Origin of the sequence: Georgenia phoenicis (assembly GCF_047302425.1) — a bacterium.
Lineage (GTDB): Bacteria > Actinomycetota > Actinomycetes > Actinomycetales > Actinomycetaceae > Oceanitalea.
Window position 1 is genome coordinate 2,656,800 of sequence record NZ_CP154855.1, and the last position, 22,578, is coordinate 2,679,377.

Annotated in this window: 20 protein-coding genes; 2 read left to right on the forward strand and 18 right to left on the reverse strand. The window is 74.7% G+C overall.

Going from position 1 to position 22,578, the window contains the following annotated elements:
• Positions 1–148 precede the first annotated feature (148 nt).
• From AA0005_RS12630 to dinB, 13 genes are all read right to left on the reverse strand, one after another.
• On the reverse strand, positions 149–1,087 hold the full coding sequence (locus tag AA0005_RS12630; protein ID WP_413450524.1) for a cell division protein FtsQ/DivIB: 939 nt from the start codon (positions 1,085–1,087) through the stop codon (positions 149–151).
• Positions 1,084–2,445 (reverse strand): UDP-N-acetylmuramate--L-alanine ligase, encoded by a 1,362-nt coding sequence (murC, locus tag AA0005_RS12635; protein WP_413450525.1) that lies wholly within the window; start codon positions 2,443–2,445, stop codon positions 1,084–1,086. The genes AA0005_RS12630 and murC overlap by 4 nt, the downstream gene beginning before the upstream one ends.
• Positions 2,442–3,557: an undecaprenyldiphospho-muramoylpentapeptide beta-N-acetylglucosaminyltransferase gene (gene murG / locus AA0005_RS12640; protein WP_413450526.1), complete on the reverse strand. Its 1,116-nt coding sequence runs from the start codon at positions 3,555–3,557 to the stop codon at positions 2,442–2,444. The genes murC and murG overlap by 4 nt, the downstream gene beginning before the upstream one ends.
• Positions 3,550–4,815: a putative lipid II flippase FtsW gene (ftsW, locus tag AA0005_RS12645; protein ID WP_413450527.1), complete on the reverse strand. Its 1,266-nt coding sequence runs from the start codon at positions 4,813–4,815 to the stop codon at positions 3,550–3,552. The genes murG and ftsW overlap by 8 nt, the downstream gene beginning before the upstream one ends.
• Positions 4,812–6,269: a UDP-N-acetylmuramoyl-L-alanine--D-glutamate ligase gene (gene murD, locus AA0005_RS12650; RefSeq protein WP_413450528.1), complete on the reverse strand. Its 1,458-nt coding sequence runs from the start codon at positions 6,267–6,269 to the stop codon at positions 4,812–4,814. The genes ftsW and murD overlap by 4 nt, the downstream gene beginning before the upstream one ends.
• Positions 6,266–7,357, reverse strand: a complete 1,092-nt coding sequence (gene mraY, locus AA0005_RS12655) for a phospho-N-acetylmuramoyl-pentapeptide-transferase (RefSeq protein ID WP_413450529.1) — start codon at positions 7,355–7,357, stop codon at positions 6,266–6,268. Before mraY ends, murD begins: the two co-directional genes overlap by 4 nt.
• Entirely contained in the window at positions 7,351–8,742 is a 1,392-nt protein-coding gene (locus AA0005_RS12660) for a UDP-N-acetylmuramoyl-tripeptide--D-alanyl-D-alanine ligase (protein WP_413450530.1), read from the reverse strand. The genes mraY and AA0005_RS12660 overlap by 7 nt, the downstream gene beginning before the upstream one ends.
• Before the next feature lie 58 nt (positions 8,743–8,800).
• Positions 8,801–10,552, reverse strand: a complete 1,752-nt coding sequence (locus tag AA0005_RS12665; protein WP_413450531.1) for a peptidoglycan D,D-transpeptidase FtsI family protein — start codon at positions 10,550–10,552, stop codon at positions 8,801–8,803.
• Positions 10,549–10,932, reverse strand: a complete 384-nt coding sequence (locus tag AA0005_RS12670; protein ID WP_413450532.1) for a hypothetical protein — start codon at positions 10,930–10,932, stop codon at positions 10,549–10,551. The genes AA0005_RS12665 and AA0005_RS12670 overlap by 4 nt, the downstream gene beginning before the upstream one ends.
• Entirely contained in the window at positions 10,929–11,930 is a 1,002-nt protein-coding gene (gene rsmH / locus AA0005_RS12675) for a 16S rRNA (cytosine(1402)-N(4))-methyltransferase RsmH (protein WP_413450533.1), read from the reverse strand. Before rsmH ends, AA0005_RS12670 begins: the two co-directional genes overlap by 4 nt.
• Positions 11,931–12,088: 158 nt before the next feature.
• The gene (mraZ, locus tag AA0005_RS12680) at positions 12,089–12,520 is read right to left on the reverse strand and encodes a division/cell wall cluster transcriptional repressor MraZ (protein WP_413450534.1); all 432 of its coding nucleotides are present in this window, start codon (positions 12,518–12,520) and stop codon (positions 12,089–12,091) included.
• Between the two features lie 374 nt (positions 12,521–12,894).
• A complete protein-coding gene (locus AA0005_RS12685; RefSeq protein WP_413450535.1) occupies positions 12,895–13,275 on the reverse strand; it encodes a DUF3040 domain-containing protein in 381 nt (126 codons plus the stop codon).
• 101 nt (positions 13,276–13,376) lie between these two features.
• Positions 13,377–14,651 carry a DNA polymerase IV gene (dinB, locus tag AA0005_RS12690; RefSeq protein ID WP_413450536.1) on the reverse strand — a complete coding sequence of 425 codons (1,275 nt, stop codon included), beginning with the start codon at positions 14,649–14,651 and terminating at the stop codon, positions 13,377–13,379.
• A gap of 26 nt (positions 14,652–14,677) precedes the next feature.
• On the opposite strand from dinB, the gene AA0005_RS12695 reads away from it, so the two are divergent.
• Positions 14,678–15,553 (forward strand): spermidine synthase, encoded by an 876-nt coding sequence (locus tag AA0005_RS12695; RefSeq protein WP_413450537.1) that lies wholly within the window; start codon positions 14,678–14,680, stop codon positions 15,551–15,553.
• Positions 15,554–15,605: 52 nt separating this feature from the next.
• Here AA0005_RS12695 and AA0005_RS12700 read toward each other — a convergent pair whose 3' ends face one another.
• From AA0005_RS12700 to AA0005_RS12720, 5 genes are all read right to left on the reverse strand, one after another.
• On the reverse strand, positions 15,606–15,809 hold the full coding sequence (locus AA0005_RS12700) for a cold-shock protein (protein ID WP_284250509.1): 204 nt from the start codon (positions 15,807–15,809) through the stop codon (positions 15,606–15,608).
• A gap of 202 nt (positions 15,810–16,011) precedes the next feature.
• Positions 16,012–16,971: a proteasome assembly chaperone family protein gene (locus AA0005_RS12705; RefSeq protein ID WP_413450538.1), complete on the reverse strand. Its 960-nt coding sequence runs from the start codon at positions 16,969–16,971 to the stop codon at positions 16,012–16,014.
• Positions 16,972–17,052: 81 nt separating this feature from the next.
• Positions 17,053–17,484, reverse strand: coding sequence for a response regulator (locus AA0005_RS12710; protein WP_413450539.1), 432 nt, complete (start codon positions 17,482–17,484; stop codon positions 17,053–17,055).
• Complete coding sequence (locus tag AA0005_RS12715; protein ID WP_413453096.1) at positions 17,481–19,088, reverse strand: sensor histidine kinase; 1,608 nt, start codon at positions 19,086–19,088, stop codon at positions 17,481–17,483. Before AA0005_RS12715 ends, AA0005_RS12710 begins: the two co-directional genes overlap by 4 nt.
• Positions 19,089–19,090: 2 nt before the next feature.
• The gene (locus AA0005_RS12720; RefSeq protein ID WP_413450540.1) at positions 19,091–20,212 is read right to left on the reverse strand and encodes a SpoIIE family protein phosphatase; all 1,122 of its coding nucleotides are present in this window, start codon (positions 20,210–20,212) and stop codon (positions 19,091–19,093) included.
• A 117-nt stretch (positions 20,213–20,329) separates the two neighbouring features.
• Between AA0005_RS12720 and AA0005_RS12725 the strand changes: the two genes are divergently transcribed.
• On the forward strand, positions 20,330–22,540 hold the full coding sequence (locus AA0005_RS12725; RefSeq protein WP_413450541.1) for a HelD family protein: 2,211 nt from the start codon (positions 20,330–20,332) through the stop codon (positions 22,538–22,540).
• Positions 22,541–22,578: the final 38 nt, after the last annotated feature.

The following is a 22,578-nucleotide window of genomic DNA, read 5'->3' on the forward strand; positions in this document are numbered from 1 at the left end:
CGACCGCTGTGGGTGTGTCGCGCGCGGATGTCGCCGGCCGGGTGTCGCTGGTCTGCGCGCAAGTGCCGCGGTGGGGCCGCTGATCGGCAAAGTGTCCCGGCGTGTCGGCCGCGCGTTGCCGACTTGTGCGCAGGATCCCTCCGGGCGCTCAGCTGGAGATCGTCGGGGCGCGCGGGACGGTGACGTCGTAGACGGCCGCCTCCCGCTCGCGCAGCACGGCGAGGACCGCGGCCTTGAGCTCGGACTCCTCCGGCCCGCCCCACAGGACCTCGGCACCGTTCACGAGGTGGAGGGTGATCGAGGCCGGGTTGACCGCGCCGGCGGTGGCGACCTCCGCCCGCAGGTCCGGGGGCAGCTCGGCAAGGACGGTGAGCACCGCCCCGAGCGTCTGCCCGGCCCGCTCCCCCGACAGCGGCACGGTGACGTGCGGGAGTCCCTCCGGGGGCTCCTGCGCGGTCCCGACGACGACGCCGTCGACGTCGAGCAGGGCCAGCCCCTCCTCGGCGGTCGCCGCGGCCACCGGGACGCGCGCCTCGACGTCGACGGTCAGGCCGCGTGGCCAGTCGCGCGTCACGGACGCCGAGCGCACCGTGGTGATCGCCCGGACGTCCTCGGCCAGCCCCCCGGTGTCGAGGCGGGTGAGGGGCGTGCCGGCCCGCTCCTCGACGAGGGCCATGACCTCCGCCTCGGGCACGGTCGTGCCCTCCCCCGCACCGGTGACGGTGACCTCGGCGACGTCGAGGGCGAGCAGTGGCGAGGCGAGCAGCGCCCAGGCGACCGCCCCGACGGCGACGAGGATCCCGGCGGCGAGGAGCACCTTGCGCCACGCGAGGCGGCGCTGGGCGCGGGCCCGCTCGGCCAGGCGCTCGAGGAAGCCGGGCCGGGGCGGGCCGTCTGGGGCCGGCTGGGCGCGCACGGGCAGCCAGCGACGGCGCTCCTCGGGCTGCTCGACCTGCGCGCCGGGACGCTCGGCCGGCGTCCCGGGCCGACGTCCCGGCTGGCCGGGACGCTCGGACGTGGGTGCCGCAGCCGCCTCGTCCGCTCCCGGCTCGCGGCGCGGCTGACGCGGCGCTGCCGGGGGCCTCACGCCCGCTCCGCCAGCAGGGCCAGGACGCGGGGACCGAGCTCGGTGACGTCCCCGGCGCCCATGGTGAGGACGAGGTCGCCAGGGCGTGCGAGCGCGGCCACCGCCGCGGCGGCGTCCTCCCGGTCGGCGACGTAGTGCGCGCCCTCGGCCCGCGCGGTGATGAGGGAGCCGTCGACGCCGTCGACCGGGTCCTCGCGCGCCGCGTAAACGTCGGTGACGACGATCTCGTCCGCGGCACCGAGCGCGGCGGCGAACTCGGCCGCGAAGGTCTGCGTCCGCGAGTACAGGTGGGGCTGGAAGAGGACGAGCACCCGGCCCTCGCCCGCGGCGAGGCGGGCGGCGGCGAGCGTGGCGGCGACCTCGGTGGGGTGGTGGGCGTAGTCGTCGACGACGCGCACCCCGGCGGCCTCCCCGCGCGCCTCGAAGCGGCGGCCCGTGCCGCGGAAGGCCCCGAGCGCGGCGGCCAGCGCCCGCGGGTCCGCGCCGAGGGCGACGCCGGCGCACCAGGCACCCGCGGCGTTGCGGACGTTGTGGGCGCCGGTGACCGAGAGCTCCAGGCGCACCGGCTCCTCGCCCTCGCGCTCGAGGGTGGCCGAGGCGCCGGCCGCACCGACGTCGAGCCCGGTGATCCGCACGTGCCCCTCCCCCACGCCCGGCGCCTCGCCGGTGCCGTAGGTGAGCACGCGCCCGCTCGCGCGGCGGGCCAGGCGCAGGGCGCCGTCGTCGTCCGCGCAGGCGACGAGGAGGCCGGTGACGCGGCCGGCGAAGTCGACGAAGGCCTGCTCGAAGGCGGCCCGGGAACCGTAGTGGTCGAGGTGGTCCGGCTCGACGTTCGTCACGAGGGCGACGGCGGGGCGGTAGTTGAGGAAGGAGCCGTCGGACTCGTCCGCCTCGGCGACGAAGGCGCGCCCGCTGCCCAGGTGCGCTCCGGTGCCGAGCCCGGCGACCTGTCCGCCGATGGCGTAGCTGGGGTCCGCACCGACCTCGGTGAGGGCGACGGCGAGCATGGCCGACGTCGTCGTCTTGCCGTGCGCGCCGGCGACGGCGACGAAGTCCTGGTCCCCCGCGGCGACGACGAGCGCCTCGGAGCGGTGGATGACCGGCAGCCCGAGCTCCCGGGCCCGGACGAGCTCGGGGTTGTCGGGACGGACCGCGGTGGACACGACGACGGTCGCGTCGTCCGGGACCTGCGCGGCGGCGTGCCCGGCGTGGGCCCGGACCCCGAGCCCGCGCAGCCGCTCGAGAGTGGCGCTGTCGCGGGCGTCGGAGCCGGAGACCGCGAGCCCGCGGGCGGCGAGCAGCTCGGCGACGGGCGCCATGCCCGCCCCGCCGATCCCAATGAGGTGGTAGCGGCTCACGGCGTCACCCCGGCCGCGTCGACGACGAGCTCGGCGAGGCGGGCGGCGCCGTCGCGCACCCCGGCGCCGGCGGCGGCGCGGCCCATCGCGGCGAGACGGTCGCGGTCGGTGAGCAGCTCGAGGAGCGGGCCGGTGACGTAGGCGGGGGTGAGCTCGGCGTCGGCGACGATCGTCCCGCCACCGGCGGCGACGACGTCGGCCGCGTTGCGCCGCTGCTCCCCGTTGCCGATCGGCAGGGGCACGTAGACGGCGCCGATCCCGAGGGCGGCGAGCTCGCTCACCGTGCCGGCACCGGAGCGGGCGAGGACGAGGTCGGCGACGGCGTAGGCGCTGGCCATGTCGTCGAGGTACGGGCGCACGTGGTAGCCCGGCAGCCCGGCGGTGGCCGCGCGGACGGGCTCGTCCTTCCCCTGGCCGGTGAGGTGGAGGACCTGGACCCCGGCCTCGGTGAGCGCGCGGGCGCCGGCGGAGACGGCCTCGTTGACCCGCTGGGCCCCGAGGGAGCCTCCGGTGACGAGGAGCGTGGTCCGCTGCGGGTCGAGGCCGAGGGCGGCGGCGCCGGCGGTGCGGCGCGCCGGGGCGTCGGTCTCGCGCTCGGCGACGAGCTCGGCGATGGCGGCGCGCAGCGGCAGTCCGGTGAGCACGGCGCGCGGCAGCGGCGTGCCCGGGAAGGAGACGGCGACGTGCCGGGCCCAGCGGGCGCCGAGCCGGTTGGCCAGCCCCGGGCGCGCGTTCTGCTCGTGGACGACGACGGGCACCCCCAGCCGCCGCGCGGCCAGGTAGGCGGGCGTGGCGACGTAGCCGCCGAAGCCGACGACGACCTGCGCCCGGGACTCGGTGATCGCCTGCGCCGCCGCGGCGACGGCGGAGCGCAGCCGGCCGGGCAGGCGCAGGAGGTCCGGGGAGGGGCGGCGCGGCAGCGGCACGCGCGGGACGTGGCGCAGCGGCAGCCCGGCGTCGGGCACGAGGCGCGCCTCCAGCCCTGCGGTGGTCCCGAGGACGGTGATCTCCGCGCCTCCGGGCAGGTTCTGCAGGGCGGTGGCCGTGGCCAGCAGCGGGTTGACGTGGCCGGCGGTGCCTCCACCGGCGAGCAGGGCGCGCAGCTCAGCCACGGCCACGTCCCACGACCGCCAGCGAGCGGCGGACCACCCCGCGCCGGGCGCGCAGCGCCGCGGCGGCGCCCGGCTCGTCGCGCGCGAAGGCGAGGACCACGCCCATGGCGAGCAGGATCGCGATGAGGGCGGAGCCACCGGCCGACACGAGCGGCAGCGGCACGCCGATGACGGGGAGGAAGCCGATGACGACCCCGATGTTGATGAGTGCCTGGCCCAGGATCCACGCGGTGATGCCACCGGTGGTGATCTTGACGAAGGGGTCGGGGTGGCGCCGCACGATGCGGAACATCCCGACGGCGAGGACGGTGAAGAGGCCGAGGACGAGCAGGGTGCCCCACAGGCCCAGCTCCTCGCCGACGATCGCGAAGATGTAGTCGTTGTGCGCCTCGGGCAGGTAGGCCCACTTCTCGCGGGAGGCGCCGAGCCCGAGCCCGGAGATGCCCCCGGTGCCCAGGCCGTAGAGGCCGTGGAGGGTCTGGTAGCACGCGGCGGACTCGTCGCAGTCGCCGCCGAAGACGGCGGTGATGCGCTGCATCCGGTTCTCGGAGAGGACCACGAGGAAGGCGACGGCTCCCGCTCCGGCGACGAGGGCGGCACCGAACCACTTGAGCGGCACGCCCGCGACGAACATCGCCCCGGCGACGACCGCCGCGACGACGAGCGCGGTGCCGAGGTCGCGCCCGCCGAGGACCAGCCCGAGCGCGGCGGCGGACACGACGAGTCCGGGCACGAGGACGTGCTGCCAGCGGTCCAGGAGGTGGGCCTTGCGGGCGAGGACGAGCCCGAGCCACACGGCGAGTGCGAGCTTGAGGAACTCCGAGGGCTGGATGGTCTGGCCCCCGCCGATGTAGATCCAGTTCGTGTTGCCCTTCTCGCCGCGGGCGAGCGGCGTGAAGATCAGCGCCTGGAGCAGCATCCCGAGGCCGAGCGCCGGCCAGGCCAGCTTGCGGTACCAGGCGACCGGGATGCGGCTGGCGACGAGCATGAGCGGCACCCCGATGAGTGCGAACGTCGCCTGGCTGAAGAACTGGCCGTACGGACTGCCGGTGTCCCGGATCGAGGCGATCGAGGAGGCGGACAGCACCATGACGACGCCGATCGCGAGCAGGAGCGCCACGGCTCCGCCGACCAGGTAGTAGCTGAGGACGGCCGGCCCGCGGGTCGCGGGGTGGGCGGTGTCCCGGGCGCCGGGGCGCACGGCCGGTGCGACCGGCGCGGCGGCCCGCCCCAGGCGCCCCGGCTGCAGGGCGGTCATCCCCGCTCCCCCGGCAGCGCGCGCACGGCCGCGGCGAAGGCGTCCCCGCGGGCGGCGTAGCTCGCGAACTGGTCCATGGAGGCGCACGCCGGCGCGAGCAGCACGGTGTCGCCCGGCTGGGCGAGCCGCGCGGCGGCGGAGACGGCGTGGGACATCACGCCCCCAGTGTCACCAGCCTCGACCTCCGTGACCGGCACATCCGGTGCGTGTCGTGCAAGTGCCTCGCGCAGCGGGGCGCGGTCCACGCCGATGAGGACGACGGCGCGCAGCCGGTCCGCGACGTCCCGCACGAGGTCGTCGAAGCGGGCCCCCTTGGCCAGCCCCCCGGCCACCCACACGCCGCGGCCCTCCGACAGCGCCCCGAGGCTGGCCCGGGCGGCGTGCGCGTTCGTCGCCTTGGAGTCGTCGACCCAGGTGACCCCGCCGCGGGTGGCGACGAGCTCGATCCGGTGCCGTCCGCCGTCGTAGTCCCGCAGGCCGGCGGCGACCGCGGCGGCGGGCACCCCGTGGGCGCGGGCGAGTGCGGCGGCGGCGAGCGCGTCGGCGACGACGTGCCCGGGCACCTGCCCGCCGGGCAGCGGGGCGAGGTGGGCGAGGTCGTCGAGGGTGGCGAGGGAGGCGGCGGTGGTCTGCCGGCGCGGCTCGAAGGCGCGGTCGCACAGCACGTCCTCGACGATCCCGAGCTCCCCGACCGCGGGGGTGCCGAGGACGGTGCCGACGGCGCGGGCCCCCTCGGCGACGTCGGCCTCCTCGACCATCGCGCGGGTCGTCGCGTCGGTGTAGATGCAGGCCTTGCGGGTGCGCGCGTAGACGCGGGCCTTCGCGTCGCGGTAGGCGGCGAGGGAGCCGTGCCAGTCGAGGTGGTCGGGGGCGAGGTTGAGGCAGACCGAGGCCTCGGGCTCGACGCTGTGGGTGAGGTGGAGCTGGAAGCTGGACAGCTCGACCGCGAGGGCGTCCACGCCGCCCCCGGCGACGACCTGCACCACGGGGGTGCCGACGTTGCCGACCGCCGGTGCCCGCAGGCCCGCGGCGGTGAGGATGGAGCTGAGCATGCCGACAGTCGTCGTCTTGCCGTTGGTGCCGGTGAGGGTGAGCCAGGCGGGCGCCGTCGTCGTCGCCGTCCGCTGCACCTGCCAGGCGAGCTCGACCTCGCTCCAGCACGGCAGGCCGGCCGCGGCCGCCCGGGTGAGGAGCGGGGAGCCGGCGGGCACGCCCGGGGACACGACGGCGAGGTCCGCCCCGGCCGTGAGGACGGCGTCGGCGAGGGCGGCGTCGTCGGCGGCGGCGAGCAGCTCCACGCGGGAGCCGAGCTCGGCGGCGGCGGCCTCGACGGTCGCCTCGCTCCGGTCGACCCCGGTGACGCGCGCGCCCAGGGTGGTGAGGACGTCGGCGGCGGCGCGCCCGGACGTGCCGAGCCCGACGACGACGACGTGCGCGTCGCCGAGCCCGCTCACGCCGTCACCCACTCCGCGTAGAAGATGCCCAGGCCCAGGGCGACGCACAGGGCGGCGATGAGCCAGAAGCGGATGACGATCGTCACCTCTCCCCAGCCACCGAGCTCGAAGTGGTGGTGGAGCGGGGCCATGCGGAAGACGCGTTTACCGGTCGCCTTGAAGAAGCCGATCTGGATGACGTCGCTCATGACGATGATGACGAACAGGCCGCCGATGACGATGGCGAGGAACTGGGTGTGGGTGAGGATCGAGAAGCCGGCGATCGCGCCGCCCAGGGCGAGGGAGCCGGTGTCGCCCATGAAGATCTGCGCCGGGGAGGCGTTCCACCACAGGAAGCCGAGGCAGGCGCCGATGAGGGCCGCGCCGATGAGCGAGAGGTCGCGGGGGTCGCGGACCTCGTAGCAGGCGGACCAGGCGGCGCTCTGGTCGGAGAGGAACTGGCAGTTCTGGTTGGACTGCCACATCGCGATGACCGTGTACGCGGCGAAGACCATCGCCGAGGCGCCGGTGGCCAGGCCGTCCAGCCCGTCGGTGAGGTTGACGGCGTTGGACCACGCGGTGATGAGGAAGTTGGCCCACAGCACGAACAGGACGAGCCCGAGGAAGGCGCCGGCGAAGGCGAGGTCGATCGAGGTGTCGCGCACGCCGGAGATGTGGGTCGAGCCGGGGGTGCGGAAGTTCTCGTTGGGGAACTGCAGCGCGAGGACCGCGAAGGTGATGCCGACGAAGGCCTGGCCGATGATCTTCCACCGGGCGCTGAGGCCGAGCGAGCGCTGCCGGCTGATCTTGATGTAGTCGTCGGCAAAGCCGATGACGCCCAGGCCCACGATGAGGAAGAGCAGGAGCAGGCCGGAGGCGTTCGGGGGCCGGCCGGCGGTGAGGTTGGCGACCGCGTAGCCGATGACGGTGGCGAGGATGATGACGACGCCGCCCATCGTCGGCGTGCCGCGCTTGGTGTAGTGCGCGGTGGGGCCGTCCTGGCGGATGAACTGGCCGTAGTTCCGCTTGGTGAGGAAGCGGATGAACAGCGGCGTGCCGAAGAGCGCGACGACGAGGGCGGTGCCCCCCGCCACGAGGATGGTCACCACGCGGTGCCACCCCCCAGCCGTTCCGCCAGGCGCCACACGCCCGAGCCGTTGGACCCCTTGAGCAGCACGAGGTCACCCTCCTGGAGAAGCTCGTCGAGAAGGGCCGCGGCGGCATCGGCGTCGGCGGGACAGTGGACCTGCGGGCCTGCGCCCGCCCCACGGCGCACCGGCTCGCCCGCGGGGCCGAGGGCGACGATGACGTCGATCCCGAGCTCCGCGGCGAGACGGCCGACGTCCTCGTGGGCGCGCTCGGCCTCCTGGCCGAGCTCGAGCATCTCCCCGACGACGGCGATCCTGCGGCGGGCGGGCATCGCCGCCGTGGCGCGCAGGGCGGCGGCCATCGAGTCGGGGTTGGCGTTGTAGGCGTCGTCGAGGACGACGACGCCGTCGGGCCGCTCGGTGATCGCCATGCGGTGGGCGCTCACCCGCTCGGCGGAGCTGAGCCCGTGGGCGACCGCGCCGGCGTCCAGCCCGAGGGCGAGTGCGGCGCCGGCGACGGCCAGCGCGTTGGCGACCTGGTGCTCCCCGTGCAGGGCCAGGCGCACCGGGTGGCTGGCGCGCACGCCGGAGGCGTCGGTGTGGAGGATGAAGGAGGGGCGGGCCTGCTCGTCGAGGGTGACGTCGCTCGCGCGCACGTCGGCCCGCTCGCCGCGCCCGAAGAAGGTGACCGGCCCGGGCGCGCCGGCGGCCATGGCGGCCACGCGCGCGTCGTCGGCGTTGAGGACGGCGGTCCCGCCGGGCAGGAGGCCGGCGACGATCTCGGCCTTGGCGCGCGCGACGGCGTCGATCGTCCCGAACCCGCCCATGTGGGCGTGCCCGACGACGAGGACGACGGCGACGTCCAGCGGCGCGATGCGCGTGAGGTAGTCGATGTGCCCGGGGCCGCTGGCGCCCATCTCGAGGACGAGGTAGCGGGTCTCGCGGGTGGCCGAGAGCACGGTGAGCGGCAGGCCGATCTCGTTGTTGAAGGACTCGCGCGGCGCGACGGTGGGCCCGGCGTGGGCGAGCACCTGGGCCAGGAGGTCCTTCGTCGTCGTCTTGCCGACCGAGCCGGTGAGCCCGACGACCTGGAGGGAGCCCTCGGCCCGCAGCCGGGCGAGCACCTCGCGGGCGAGCTCGCCAAGGGCGGTGACGGAGTCCTCGACGAGGACGTGCGGGGCGTCGACGGCGCGCTCGGCGACGACGACGGCCGCCCCGGCCGCGTGCGCGGCGGCGGCGTGGTCGTGGCCGTCGGTCCGCTCCCCGCGGACGGCGACGAAGACCGAGCCGGGCCCGGCGAGGCGCGAGTCGGTGACGACGCCCCCGGTGAGGAGGAGCTGGGGGTCCACGCCCACCGGGCGTCCGCCGACGGCTCGAGCGAGCTGGGCGACGGTGAGCTGGATCACGGCTGCCCCCACCGGAGCTGGTCTGAAGTCACGTCTCGACAATCTATCCGCAGGGACCTCACTCTGCCCGCATGGGGAAGAGTGATGCTGGCGTCGTCGAGGGCGGGACGCCGAGGTGCTGCAGGGTGTAGCCGGCGATGTCCTTGAAGGCCGGCGCGGCGATGATCGAGGACGGCACCTGGTGGCGCGGGTGGTAGACGACGATGCCGACGGCGAACTTCGGGTCCTCCGCCGGGGCCACGCCGACGAAGTTGGCGACGGTCCGCGTGAGGTTGCCGTTCTCGTCCGGGACCTGCGCCGTTCCGGTCTTCCCGGCGAGCCGGTAGCCCTCGAGCTGCCCGAGGACACCGGTGCCCTCCTGGGTGATGACGCCCTCCATCATCGTGATCATCTGCTCGGCGGTCTCCGCGCTCACCACCTGTCGGCCCTCGGGGACCTCGGCGGCGTGGTAGCGGCCCGAGGCGTCGGTCGTGCCGTCGACCAGGCGGGGGGCGTGGTACACGCCACCGTTGCCGAGCGCCGCGGCGATCGCGGTGTTCTGGACGAGGTTGACGGCCAGGCCCTGGCCGAACATCGTCGTGTAGCGCTGGCGGCCGTCCCACGTGTCCGGGGAGCCGAGGATGCCGGGCGTCTCGCCGGGCAGCTCGATGCCCGTGCGCTCGCCCATCCCGAAGGCGCGGAAGTACTCGTAGCGCTCCTCGTCGCTCATCCGGTCACCGATCATCACCGTGCCGGTGTTCGACGACGTCGCGAGGATGCCGGCGACCGTCATCTGCTCGGTGGCGTGCGGGTCGGCGTCAGAGAAGGTCTGGCCCGACGGCGTCGTGAACCGGTCGGGGGTGGTGAAGGTCGTCGTCGGCGTCACCGCGCCGACGTCGATGGCGGCGGCGAAGGTGGGCAGCTTGCCGGTCGAGCCGTTCTCGTAAGCGGCCTGGACGGCACGCGAGCCGCGGTTCTCCGGCGGGCTCGCCTGGTAGTTGTTGGGGTCCACGGCGTCGGAGTCGGCGACGGCGAGGAGCCGGCCGGTGCCGATCTCCTGGACGACCATGGCACCCCACGACGCGCGGTAGCGGTCGACGGTCTCGTCGATGACCCGCTGGGCGCGGAACTGGATGTCGCGGTCGATCGTCGTGTGGACGTCGTCGCCCGGCTCGGCGGGGACGGTCTCGCGCAGGCCCGTGGGGATGGACTGCCCGGTGCGGCCGATCTCGACGACGCTGCTGCCCGGCACGCCCCGGAGGGTCTCCTCGAAGGTGAGCTCGAGTCCGGCCAGCCCCTCGTTGTCGCGCCCGACGTAGCCGAGGATGTTGCCGGCCGTGTTGCCGTTGGGGTAGAGCCGCTCGGAGGTCTGCTCGGGCTCGATGCCGGGGATGCCGAGGGCCTGGATCTCGCGCCACTGCTCGGGGGTGAGGCCGCGGGCGATGTAGGCGAAGGTCGAGTCGCCGACCATCTCGGCGCCGAGCTCGGCCGGGTCGCGGTCCAGGAGCGGGGCGAGCAGGGCGGCCGCGGCGACCGCGCCCTCCTTGGTCTCGCCGTCGATCTCCGTCGTGAACTCACGGACCTTGAGCTGGTTGACGCCGATGTTGTAGCGCTGGACGGAGGTGGCGAGCACCTCCCCGTTGGCGTCGAGGATGTCCCCGCGCATGGCCTGGATCGTCGAGTGCGACAGGCGGCTGTTGAGCGCGTCCTCGGCCAGGCGCGGGCCTTCGAGGGCCTGGACGTAGACGAGGCGGCCGGCGAAGACGATGACGATCGCGAGGAGGACGGCCAGGACCGCGTTGTGGCGCCGGACGAGGGTGCGCCCGCTCACTGCGGGTCACTCCCGCCGAGGATCGTGCCCTCCCGCAGGGAGATGAAGTCGACGCGCTCGGCGGGCACCATGCCCAGCTCCTCGGCCTTGCGCTGGAGCGAGGCGGGGGAACCGGCCTCCTCGACCTGCTGGACGAGGCTGGTCTCGGCCTCGACGAGCCGGTTGAGGCTGCGCTGGGCGTCGTGGATGGCGTAGGCGTCCACGGCCATCTGGGTGTTGATGAGCAGCGCCGCGACGAGCGAGCCGAGGAGGATCGTCGCGCACAGCACGAGGTAGGGCACGAGGGACCGGGCCGGCGCGGGGCTGCGCACGACCTGGAGACGCGGGCGCCAGGACCGGCGCGGCTCGACGGCGGCGGTACGTGCGGGCATCGCGCTCATGCGGCGCTCCTTGGTCCTGGACGCATGTGGTCGGGGGTTGGGCGGGTGCGCTCGGCGGCGCGCAGCCGCACCGAGGTGGCGCGCGGGTTGGCGGCGCGCTCGTCGTCGTCGGCTTCCTCCGCGCCCCGGGTGAGGAGGCGGAGGTAGGGCTTGTGGGTCTCGGGCTCGACCGGGAAGTCGGGTGGTGCGGAGGAGGTCGCCCCGCGCGCGAGGGCTCGCTTGACGGCGCGGTCCTCGAGCGAGTGGTAGGCCATGACGACGATCCGCCCGCCGACGACGAGCGACTCCAGCGCCCGGGGAAGCGTGCGCTCGAGCACAGCCAGCTCGTCGTTGACGGCGATCCGCAGCGCCTGGAAGGTCCGCTTGGCGGGGTTGCCCCCGGTACGCCGCGTCGCGGCCGGGATGGAGGCGCGAACCAGCTCGACGAGCTCGCCCGTGCGCAGGATCGGCTGCTGCTCCCGGCGACGGACGATCGAGGAGGCCACGCGCTTCGCGAAGCGCTCCTCCCCGTAGTCGCGCAGGATGCGGGTGAGCTCGCCCACGGACGCCGTGGCGAGGAGCTCGGCGGCACTGGTGCCGCGCGTGGGGTCCATCCGCATGTCGAGCGGGGCGTCCTGGGCGTAGGCGAAGCCGCGGTCGGCCTCGTCGAGCTGGAGGGAGGAGACGCCGAGGTCCATAAGGATCCCGTCCACTCCCCCGCCCGCGTGCTCGGCGACGACCCGGTCGACGTCGTCGTACACGGCGTGGACGGCGGTGAAGCGCTCCCCGAAGGGGGCGAGGCGAGCGCTCGCGAGCGCGATGGCCTGGGGGTCACGGTCGATGCCGACGACCCGCAGCTGCGGGAAGCGCTGGAGGGCGAGCTCGCTGTGGCCGCCCATGCCGAGGGTCGTGTCGACGAGGACCGCGCCCGGGCGCTCGACGGCGGGGGCGAGGAGGTCGAGACAGCGTGCGGCGAGCACGGGGACGTGGCGCTCTGCGGCGCTGCGGTCGTCGGTCATGCCCCTCCTCCGTGTCTCGGTCGTGTCGTTCGTGGTTCCGCCACCGGGGCGGTCGGGGGCCCTCCACCACCCGACCAGGACTCCCGCCGCCGGGCTCTGGCGCCGGGGAAGTGCGTCAGAGTCGCGGTGAGAGACCTCGTCGTGCGGAGGTCGGGTCGTCAGAAGAGTCCGGGGACCACCTCCTCGGCGGTGTCGGAGAAGGCGTCCTCGGAGGCGGCGAGGTACTCCTCCCACGCGGAGGCGGACCAGATCTCCACCCGCGAGCCGGTGCCGATGACGGCGAGCTCGCGCTCGAGGCCGGCGTACTGGCGCAGGTGGGGCGGGATGGTGATGCGCCCCTGCTTGTCCGGCTGCTCGTCGGTGGCCCCGGCGAGCAGGACGCGGGAGTAGTCACGCACGCGGCGGTCGGTGATCGGCGCCTTGCGCAGCTGCTCGTGGATCTCCTCGAACTCCCGCATCGGGTAGGCGGTGAGGCAGCGCTCCTGCCCCTTGGTGAGGACGAGCCCGCCGGCGAGCTGGTCGCGGAACTTGGCGGGAAGGATGAGGCGGCCCTTGTCGTCGAGGCGCGGGTGGTAGGTGCCGAGAAACACGCAAGGTCACCACCCTTCCCGAACCACTGGCCGCCAATGCGCCCCACATTACTCCACTTCCCTCCCCCGTCAACGGTTGGACGCCCTACGCCACGCCGTTCGGGGTGCATCCGCGCAGGTCAGCAGCTGTGGTTGGAAGTGGAGGAGAAATCCGCGGCCGCGACCGCGGCGCGGCGCCGTACGGGCGTCACCGGGCCCGCGACGGCGCGGTCATCGCGGTCCGGGGGTGCCGGTGGAGCGATGTGGAGCGCCCCGGTGGAGCGATGTGGAGCGCCCCGGTGGAGGAGTGTGGAGGCGCCCGATCCCCTCATACGGCGAGAGCCGGATTCCTCCTGGAGGAATCCGGCTCTCGGCGTATGGGGTGGGGTGGGGCGTCAGCGGCCGCGCTGCTCGCGGCGCCGGTCCCAGCGCTCCTCGAGACGCTGCATGAAGCCGGCACTGCTGCGGCGCGGCGCGGATCCGGTGCGGGGCCGGCCGGCGGGGGCGGCCTTGGGGGCGACGCCCCGCGGCTTGGAGATGGCGAGCATGACGCCACCGAGCATCGCGACGAAGCCGAGGACACCCAGCCAGACGAGGGAGGCGGCGACGCCCCCGACGAGCATGCCGAGGCCGGCGACAACCGCGAGGGCGCCCAGCACCAGACGACGCGCGGAGTAGCGCTGCTCGGAGGTGAAGGTGCTGACGAGGCGGGGGTCGGAACGGAGCTGCTGCTCCATCTGGCTGAGCACCCGCTGCTCATACTCAGAAAGAGGCATCGGTCCTCCGATCCGGTCGAGGGGTGCCCTCCACGAGGGCGACTGACCCAAGTTTAGGTCGCCGAAGCGCCGGGGGAAAGCCGACCGGCGACCGACTCTCCTCAGCGCCCGCGCCGGACGTCGCCCGCAGCGCTCCCCCGCCCCTCACCGACGTCGTCCGGCGGCGCCGCAGACCGGTCCAGGAGCGAGGCGGGGCGCAGTGCCGACGGGCCGAAACGCTGCCGGATCGTGTCCATCGCGGTCTCCGCCTCACGGCGGTTGTCGTCCTCGCCAAGGCGCAGCTGGACGCCCTCGCCCGCCGGCTGCAGCTGCTCGACCCGCACCCCGAGGAGCCGCACGCCGCCCGGTGGCAGGCTCACGTCGTCGAGCAGGGTACGGGCGACGGCGAAGACGTCGTGCGCGACGTCCGTCGCCTCCGCGGCCCGCGAGCGGGTGATCGTCTGGAAGTCCGAGAAGCGCACCTTGATCGCCACCGTCCGCCCGACGAGACCGGCCGTCCGCAGCCGGGCGGCGGTGCGGTGCGCCTGGTCGAGGAGGACCGCCTCGAGAGTGGCGCGGTCGGTGACGTCCGCCGCGAAGGTCGTCTCGGTGCCGACGGACTTCTCCACCCGTTCGGGCTCGACGCTGCGCGGGTCGCGCCCGTTGGCGAGGTCGTGGAGACGCTGGCCCGCGGCCACGCCGAGGATGCGGTGCAGGGTGCGGACCGGCTGCGCCGCGAGCGCCGCCACGGTGTCGATGCCGTGGACGTGCAGCCGCTCCCGGGTGCGCCCCCCCACGCCCCACAGCGCCCCCACCGGCAGGGCGTGGAGAAAGGGCACCGTCGCGTCGCGCGGGACGAGGAGCAGGCCATCGGGCTTGGCGTGGCTCGAGGCGAGCTTGGCGACGAACTTCGTCGCGGCCACCCCGACGGAGGCCGGCACACCGAGCTCGCGGTGGATGCGCTCGCGCACCGCCTGGGCGATGGTCACCGGTGAGCCGAGACGGCGCCGCGCCCCGGAGACGTCGAGGAAGGCCTCGTCGATGCTCACCTTCTCCATGACGGGGGTGACGTCGGCGAGGATCGCCATGACCTGGCGGGACACACGCGTGTAGACGTCGTGGTGCGGCGGCAGGACGACGGCCTGCGGGCACAGCGCCCGGGCCCGGGACATCGGCATCGCCGAGTGCACCCCGAAGCGGCGGGCCTCGTAGGTGGCCGACAGGACGACGCCGCGCTGCTCACCGCCGACGATGACCGGGCGCCCGAGCAGCTCGGGCCGGTCGAGGAGCTCGACGGCGGCGAAGAAGGCGTCCATGTCGACGTGCAGGACGTTCGTGCCCGTGTCGTCGGAGCCCCAGTCGCGCCGGGCCGCGGCGCTGCGCTCACCTCTGCTCATCTCGGGTCCAGGCTAGCCTGGAGCGCATGCCCGAGCGCCCACCCTCCCGACGGCGCGGCCGCAGCAGGCGACTGGCCCTCCCCGACCTCCCCGAGGGGCCGGTGCGTACCTCCACGGGCGTGGTCGAGCTCCTGCGCGACCCGTCGCGCCCGTCGGCCGTCACGGTCTTCATCAACGACGCCGAGAGCTCCTACGTCGACCTCGCCGACCCCCGCCACCTCGAGTTCGAGTACATGCAGCAGATGACCGTCGTCCTCGACGAGGCCGGGCCCCCGCCACCGGCGCCGCTGCGCGCGGTCCACCTCGGGGGCGCGGGCTGCGCGCTTCCCCGGGCGCTGGAGGCCACCCGGCCGGGGTCCACCCAGCTCGTCGTCGAGATCGACGCCGAGCTCGCCCGGCTGTCGCGGCTGTGGTTCGACCTGCCGCGCGCGCCGCGGCTGCGGGTGCGGGTGGCGGACGCCCGCGCCGCCCTGACGACGCTCGCCGACGGCGCGTGGGACGTCGTCGTGCGTGACGTCTTCGCCGGTGTCACCGTCCCCACCCACGTGCGGACGGTCGAGGCGGCGCAGGAGGCCCGCCGCGTCCTGGCGCCAGGCGGGCTCTACCTCGTCAACCTCACCGACCGGCCCCCGCTCACCGTTGCCCGGACGGAGGTGGCCACGCTGCGCGAGGTCTTCGCGCACGTCGCCCTCATCGCCGACCCCGCGATCCTCCGCGGCCGCCGCTACGGCAACGTCGTGCTCGTCGGCTCGGCGCAGCCGGTGGCCACGCCCGGGCTGGCTCGTGCGCTGCGCGGCCTGCCGCTGCCCGTCCGGCTCGTGGCCGGGGACGAGCTGGCCGACTTCGCCGGCTCGCACCAGCCGCGTCATGACGACCTCGCCGCCGTCACCGGCGAGGGCTGAGCAGACGAAGGGCCCGCACCGTTCCCGGTGCGGGCCCTTCACACGCTCGGTGTCAGACCGCGCGGACGCTCTCCGCCTGCGGGCCCTTGGGGCCCTGCGTGATCTCGAACTCGACGCGCTGCGCCTCCTCGAGGGAGCGGTAGCCGTCGGACTCGATCGCGGAGTAGTGGACGAAGACGTCGGCGCCGCCGCCGTCCTGCGCGATGAAGCCGTAGCCCTTCTCGGCGTTGAACCACTTCACGGTTCCCTGTGCCATGTGCTGTGTCCTTCCGGGGACGTTGTGGAGCAGGCCCTGTGCCCACTCCGTCGTGCCGCAATGCCTCGTCCCACGTCGTGCTAAACCCAGCCATGGCCAGGGGTCATACGTAAGCGAACTGCAACTGCAACGCGCCCAGTCTGGCACGTCGGCGCCGTCGTGACTAGGCCGTTGACGACGGCCTGTCCGCCGCCGTCGACGACTACTCGGCGTCGTGGGTGGAGGGGTTCTCGCCGGGCACGTCGTGGCCGGGATCGTCCCCGCCGGGCAGGTCCTGGTCGGCGAGGAAGGCCTCGACGGCGGCACCGATCTCGTCCGCCGTGGGCAGCTCGACCGGCTGCGCGAGCAGCGTCGCCTTGGTCTCCTGGTTCGCGCCCCTCATGAAGGCGTCGTACTGCTGCTCCAGGGCCCGGACGACGGCCGTGACCTCGGGCGAGGCGGAGACCTGGCGCTCGATCTCGGCGGCGGCCTCCGTGGCCGCCTGCTCGAGGTCGCCCACCGGCAGGGCGAGCTCACCGGAGCGGGCGGTCTGGCGGACCAGCTCGGCCGCGGCCTGGTGGAAGTGGCTCTGCGCGAGGTAGTGGGGCACGTTGGCGGAGAAGCCGACGGCCTGGTGGCCGGCCTGGCCGAGCCGGTACTCGAGGAGCCCGGTGACGCTGCCGGGCACCTGGATCGTGCCGATGATCTCCGGCTGCGCCGCGATGAGGCCGGGCTCGCTCGCGTGCGCGGTCACGGTCGTGGGCCGGGTGTGGGGCACACCCATCGGCACGCCGTGGATGCTGATCGTGCGCTGCACGCCGTGACGCTCGACGAGGTCGATGACGGCGTCGACGAAGGAGCCCCACCGCAGGTCGGGCTCGGTGCCGTGGAGCAGGAGCACCTCGGTGCCCTCGTCGTCGCGCACGACGTCGACGACGACGTAGGGCTCCTCGTAGTCGGTCCAGCGCCAGTTCTCGAAGGTCATCGGCGGGCGGTGGGCCCGGTAGTCGATGAGCTCGTCGGCGTGGAAGGTCACCAGCCGCTGGTGCTCGAGGGTGGTGGTGAGGTGGCGGGCGGCGAGCGCGGCGGCGTGGCCGGCGTCCATGGCCCCCGTCAGCGCGTTGACGAGAACGCGTGCGCGGACGTCACCTGCCTCGGGGTGCACCTCGTACAGCTCCACCACCGTCACTCCCTCCTCGACTCGGATCTGTGGGTGGAACGCGAGCGCGGCGGCCCGCATTCCCGGGTCGCCGCGCTCGCCTCCTCAGCGTCCGGGCAGACGCACCACGGACACGAAGAAGTCGTCGATCTTGCGCACGACCTCGATGAAGCGCTCGAAGTCCACCGGCTTGGTGACGTACGCGTTCGCGTGGAGGTTGTAGCTGCGCAGGATGTCCTCCTCGGCGTCGGACGTCGTGAGCACGACGACCGGGATGCGGCGCAGCTCGGGGTCCGCCTTGAGCTCGGCGAGCACCTCGCGCCCGTCCATCCGCGGGAGGTTGAGGTCGAGCAGCACGAGGTCGGGGGTGGGGGCACCGGCGTACTCCCCCTCCTTGCGCAGGTAGGCCATGGCGGACTCGCCGTCGGCGACGACGGTCAGCTGGTTGGCGACCTTGTAGTCGGCGAAGGCCTCCTCGGTCATGAGGACGTCACCGGGGTCGTCCTCGACCAGCAGCACCTCGATCATGTCGGTCATGCGTCCACCTCACTCGTCTGCGGGCCGCCGGCGGCGCCCGGGCTCATGATGGCACGCTCACCGCTCGCCTCCGGCCGCGACTCGACGCTCACGCGCCCCTCGGGCCCGGACGCCGGCAGCGTCCACCGCACGGTCGTGCCCTCGCTGGGGTCCTGGTGCTCGACCCAGATCCGGCCGCCGTGGTGCTCGACGATGCGCTTGCACATCGCCAGGCCGATGCCGGTGCCGCTGTAGGCGTCCTTGGCGTGCAGGCGCTGGAAGATCGCGAAGACCCGCTCGGCGTGCCGCGGCTCGATCCCGATGCCGTTGTCGCTGCAGCGGAAGAGCCACTCCGAGCCCACACGCTGCACACCGACGTGGATCCGCGCCGTCTCCTCGGGGCGGCGGAACTTCACGGCGTTGGCCACGAGGTTCTGCAGGAGCTGGGTGAGGAGGCCGGCGTGGCCGAGGACCTCCGGCAGCGGGTCGGACGTCACCTCGGCGCCGGTCTCCTCGAGCATCTCCGAGAGGTTGCCCAGGGCGTCGGTCAGGCACTCCCCGACCTGGACCTGCGTCGGTTCGGCGTCGCCGCGGCCCAGCCGGGAGAAGGCGAGGAGGTCCTGGATGAGGCGCTGCATGCGGCGGGCGCCGTCGGAGGCGAACTCGATGTACTGGTGCCCCCGCTCGTCGAGCTGGTCGCCGTAGCGGCGCTCGAGGAGCTGGGTGAAGGAGGCGACCTTGCGCAGGGGTTCCTGCAGGTCGTGGGAGGCGACGTAGGCGAACTGCTCGAGGTCGCGGTTGGAGGCCTCGAGCTCGAGGCGGGCCTGCTCGGTCCTGGCGATCTGGGCGACGAGGTGGCGGCGCATGAGGTCGACGTCGTGCCCCAGCGCGACGACCTCGTTCGGCCCCGTCACGGACACGGGCCGTTCCAGCTCCCCCTCGGCCACCGCCCGGCTGGCCTCGGCGAGATCGTCGAGCGGGTCGGTCACCCACCGGCGCAGGTAGTGGGTCAGCAGGATGCCGGTCACCAGGCCGAGGACCGCGAGGGTGAGGACGGAGCCGAGGAGGACGCGCTGCCACGCGAGCATCGCCTCGGCGCCCTCGGCGCGGTAGTCGATGAGGTCGGTCAGCGCGGCGCGCAGCGCGTCGCGGACGTCGCCGAAGAGGTCGACGCCGGTCTGCTGCCACTGCGACAGGTCCACGTCGGTGTCCGGGGAACGGGTCGCCTCGATGAGCGGCTTGGCGTACCCGGCGCGCCAGTCGTCGGTGGCGGTGGCGAGCCGGTCGAAGTGGGCGGAGAGCTCGGGCACCCGCGGCAGGATCCGGACCAGCCCGGCGCGCACCCGGTCCGGGCGCCCGTAGGCGAGCTCGCTGTAGGGACGGAGCAGCTCCTCGTCCCCGCTCAGGGCGAAGGCCCGCACCGCGGCCTCGGCGTCGATGAGGTCGGCCTGGAGCTCCTCGAGCTCGACGACGGCGTTGAAGACGACGCCCGTCACCTCGTCCTGGTAGCGGGAGAGCTGGCCGAAGGCGCCGACGGCGAGCAGGAGCACGAGGCCGAGGGAGACGCCGGCCGCGATGATCGCGGTCCGCAGCCGGCTGCTCAGCGTCCAGGCCTTGCGGGCCATCCTCACGGCGCCCAGCCGAGGAGGACGAACTGGACCTCCAGCTCGGGACCGTAGGCGCGCACGGCGCGCTCGACGGTGTCCGCGAGCGCGGGATCGTCCCCGGTGCCGCGGGAGGCGGCCTCGAGGACCGCCCCGAGCGAGGAGGCCTCCGGCGCTCCCCCGCCCACCTGCTCCAGGACGGCGGTGTGCAGGACGAGCAGGCGGTCCTGCTCGCGGAGCTCGGTCCGGACGGCGGGCCGCGTGCCCGGGCCGGAGCCGAGCGGCGCGCCGCTCACCTCCGCTGCCACGAGCGGACCGGTGTCGGCGGACAGCAGCAGCGGCGCCCGGTGGCCCGCCAGGTGGCTCACCGCCGTGCGCGTCTGCGGCGTCAGCTCGACGACGACGGCGCCGACCGAGCCGCCGTGGGCGGCCACCACCCGGTCCAGGGAGGCCAGGACCTCAGCGGCGGGCAGGGTGCTGTGCGCCAGGCCCCGGAAGGCGGCGCGCACGGTGACCGCGAGCCCGGCGGCCGCGGCGCCCCCGCCCGCGGCAGTGCCGGTGAGGGCGAGGACCGAGCCGTCGGGCCGCTCGACGACGTCGCACAGCTGGGGGGTCAGGGGCGCGAGCTCGTCCCCGCGGACGAGCGCACGCACCGGGGCGCCGGGCACCGTGGGCTGCGGACGCAGCGCCGAGAGGAGCTCGCTCACGGCCTCGGCGCGGGCACGCGCCTCCTCCTGCGAGCGCTGCTCGTGGTCGCCGCGGCGCCGCTCGACGGCGTAGCGCACGGCCCGGCCCAGCCCGTCGCCGTCGACGGTGCCCTTGACGAGGTAGTCGTCGGCGCCCGCCCCGACGGCCTCGAGCCCGCGGTCCGCGTCGTCGAGGCCGGTGAGGACGACGACGGCGGCGCTGGAGGCGCGGCGCAGCTGGAGGAGCGCGTCCAGGCCCGAGGCGTCGGGCAGCCCGAGGTCGAGGAGGATGCAGTCGACGGGCATCGCGAGGGCGTCCAGGGCCGCCTCCAGGCTCCACGCACGCGTGACGTCCGTGTCGATGCCCGCGTCGTGGAGCAGCTCCTCGACGAGCACGGCGTCGCCGTCGTCGTCCTCCACGAGAAGCAGGTGGAGGGCTGCGGGGGCCTCACTGGTCACGGTCGTCCTTCCGGTCGGTCCCGACATCGTACGCAGCGGCAGAGGGCCCGACGGACGCACGGGAGGCGCGCCGTCGTCCATAATGGTCTGCCGGTCGAGGACGGAAGCGGGGACACGGTGCAGCCGAACGAGGCAGAGACGACGTGGCAGGCGGACCAGGAGTTCGTCGACCACGTCTACGGGCGTCTGGACGACCTCCGGCGCCGCTACCGCCAGCGGCTGGAGGAGGTCCGGCGGCAGGGGGCGAGCGGCACGCCGCAGAACCGCTCGGAGCGGGACGCCTTCGCGGTCCACTACGAGGACACGCTCGCGCGCCTCGAGCAGGTGGAGAACCGGCTGGTCTTCGGCCGGCTCGACCTCACCGACGCCTCCCAGCGGTACATCGGCCGCATCGGGATCGCCGACGAGGACCAGGAGTCGCTCCTCATCGACTGGCGCGCCCCCGCGGCGCGGCCCTTCTACCAGGCGACGGCGGCCCGGCGCGGTGACGTCGTGCGCCGGCGCCACCTCATGACGCGGGGCCGGCAGGTCACCGGGGTGGAGGACGAGCTCCTCGACACCGAGGCCGACGTCGAGGGGCTCACCGGTGAGGGCGCCCTCTTCGCGGCCATGGCCGCCGCCCGCGAGGGCCGCATGGGCGACATCGTCGCGACGATCCAGTCCGAGCAGGACGAGATCATCCGGGCCGACTCCGAGGGCGTGCTCGTCGTCGAGGGCGGCCCGGGCACGGGCAAGACCGCGGTGGCGCTCCACCGCGCCGCCTACCTCCTGTACACCCACCGGGAGCGCCTAGAGCGCTCCGGCGTGCTCGTCGTGGGACCCAGCCGGGTGTTCCTGCGCTACATCGAGCAGGTCCTGCCCTCGCTGGGCGAGAGCGGGGTCGTCGCGACGACCCTCGGGGACCTCCTCGCCGACGTCCCGGCGACCGGCACGGAGCCGGAGGAGGTCGCCGCCGTCAAGGGGCGCGCCGTCATGGCCCAGGTGCTGCGCCACGCGGTGCGCGGGCTGCCCCGCCGCCTCGAGGAGACCGTCCTGCTCGACGTCGACGGCGAGCAGGTCCGCCTGGAGCCGGAGGACGTGCGCGCCGCGCAGGAGCGCGCCCGCCGCAGCTCCCGACCCCACAACGTGGCCCGCCGGACCTACGCCACCGCCGTGCTCGACGCCCTCACCCGCCGCTGGGCCGAGGAGAAGGGCCTGGACCTCGAGTCCGAGCAGGGCTGGCTGCTGCAGTCCCTGCGCGAGTCCCGCGACGCCCGCCGCGAGATCAACCTCCGGTGGATGCCGACGACGCCCGAGCAGCTCCTGCGGCGCCTGTACTCCGACCCGGCGTTCCTCGCCCGCCACGCCCGCGGCCTGAGCCCCGCGGACCGCCGGCTGCTGCAGCGCCCCGCGGACGCGCCGTGGACCGCGGCGGACCTCCCGCTCCTCGACGAGCTCGCCGTGCTCCTCGGCCGCCTCGAGAACCCCGACGAGGAGCGCGCCCGGCTGGCGCGGGCCGCCGAGCGGGCCGCCGAGGTCGCCTACGCCGAGCACGCCATCCGGGAGGACGGCATCGGCGGCGGCCTGGTCGACGCCCAGACGCTCGCCTCCCGCTTCGCCGCGCCCGAGGCGCGCCGCTCCCTCGCCGAGCGGGCGGCCTCGGACCGCGAGTGGACCTACGGCCACATCGTCGTCGACGAGGCGCAAGAGCTCTCGCCCATGGCCTGGCGTGCGTTGCTGCGCCGCAACCCGAGCCGCTCGATGACGCTCGTGGGCGACCTCGACCAGCGCTCGGGCCACCAGCCCGCCCGCAGCTGGACCGAGCTGCTCGGGAACGCTGCCAGCGAGCACGTGCGGACCGCCGCCCTGACGATCAACTACCGCACGCCCGCCGAGGTCATGAGCGCCGCCGTCCGGGTGCTGCGCGCCGCCGGTGGGGCGCAGGCCGCCCCGGCCCGCTCCGCGCGCTCGGTCCCCGGGTCGCTGCGGGTCACGCGGGTCGCCGCGGACAGCGAGGTGGCCGAGGTCGTCGTCGCCGAGCACGCCGCGCTGGGCCAGGGCCGCCTCGCCGTCGTCACGGCCACCGAGCGGGTGGAGGCCACCCGCGAGCTCCTCGCCCCGCGCCTGGGCGACGCGCTCGAGGCGCCCGGCGGGGACGTGCTCGCCGCTCCCGTCGTCGTGCTCGACGCCGTCACCGCCAAGGGGCTGGAGTTCGACGTCGTCGTGCTCGTCGAGCCGCAGGAGGTCGCGGCGGGCGGACCGGGCGACCTCTACGTCGCGATGACCCGCCCCACACGGCTGCTGCACGTCCTCCACCGCGGCGAGCTGCCCGCCGGCCTCACCGACTGACCCGTCCGCTGGGCGGATCGGTTTCCCCCAGCGCCCGT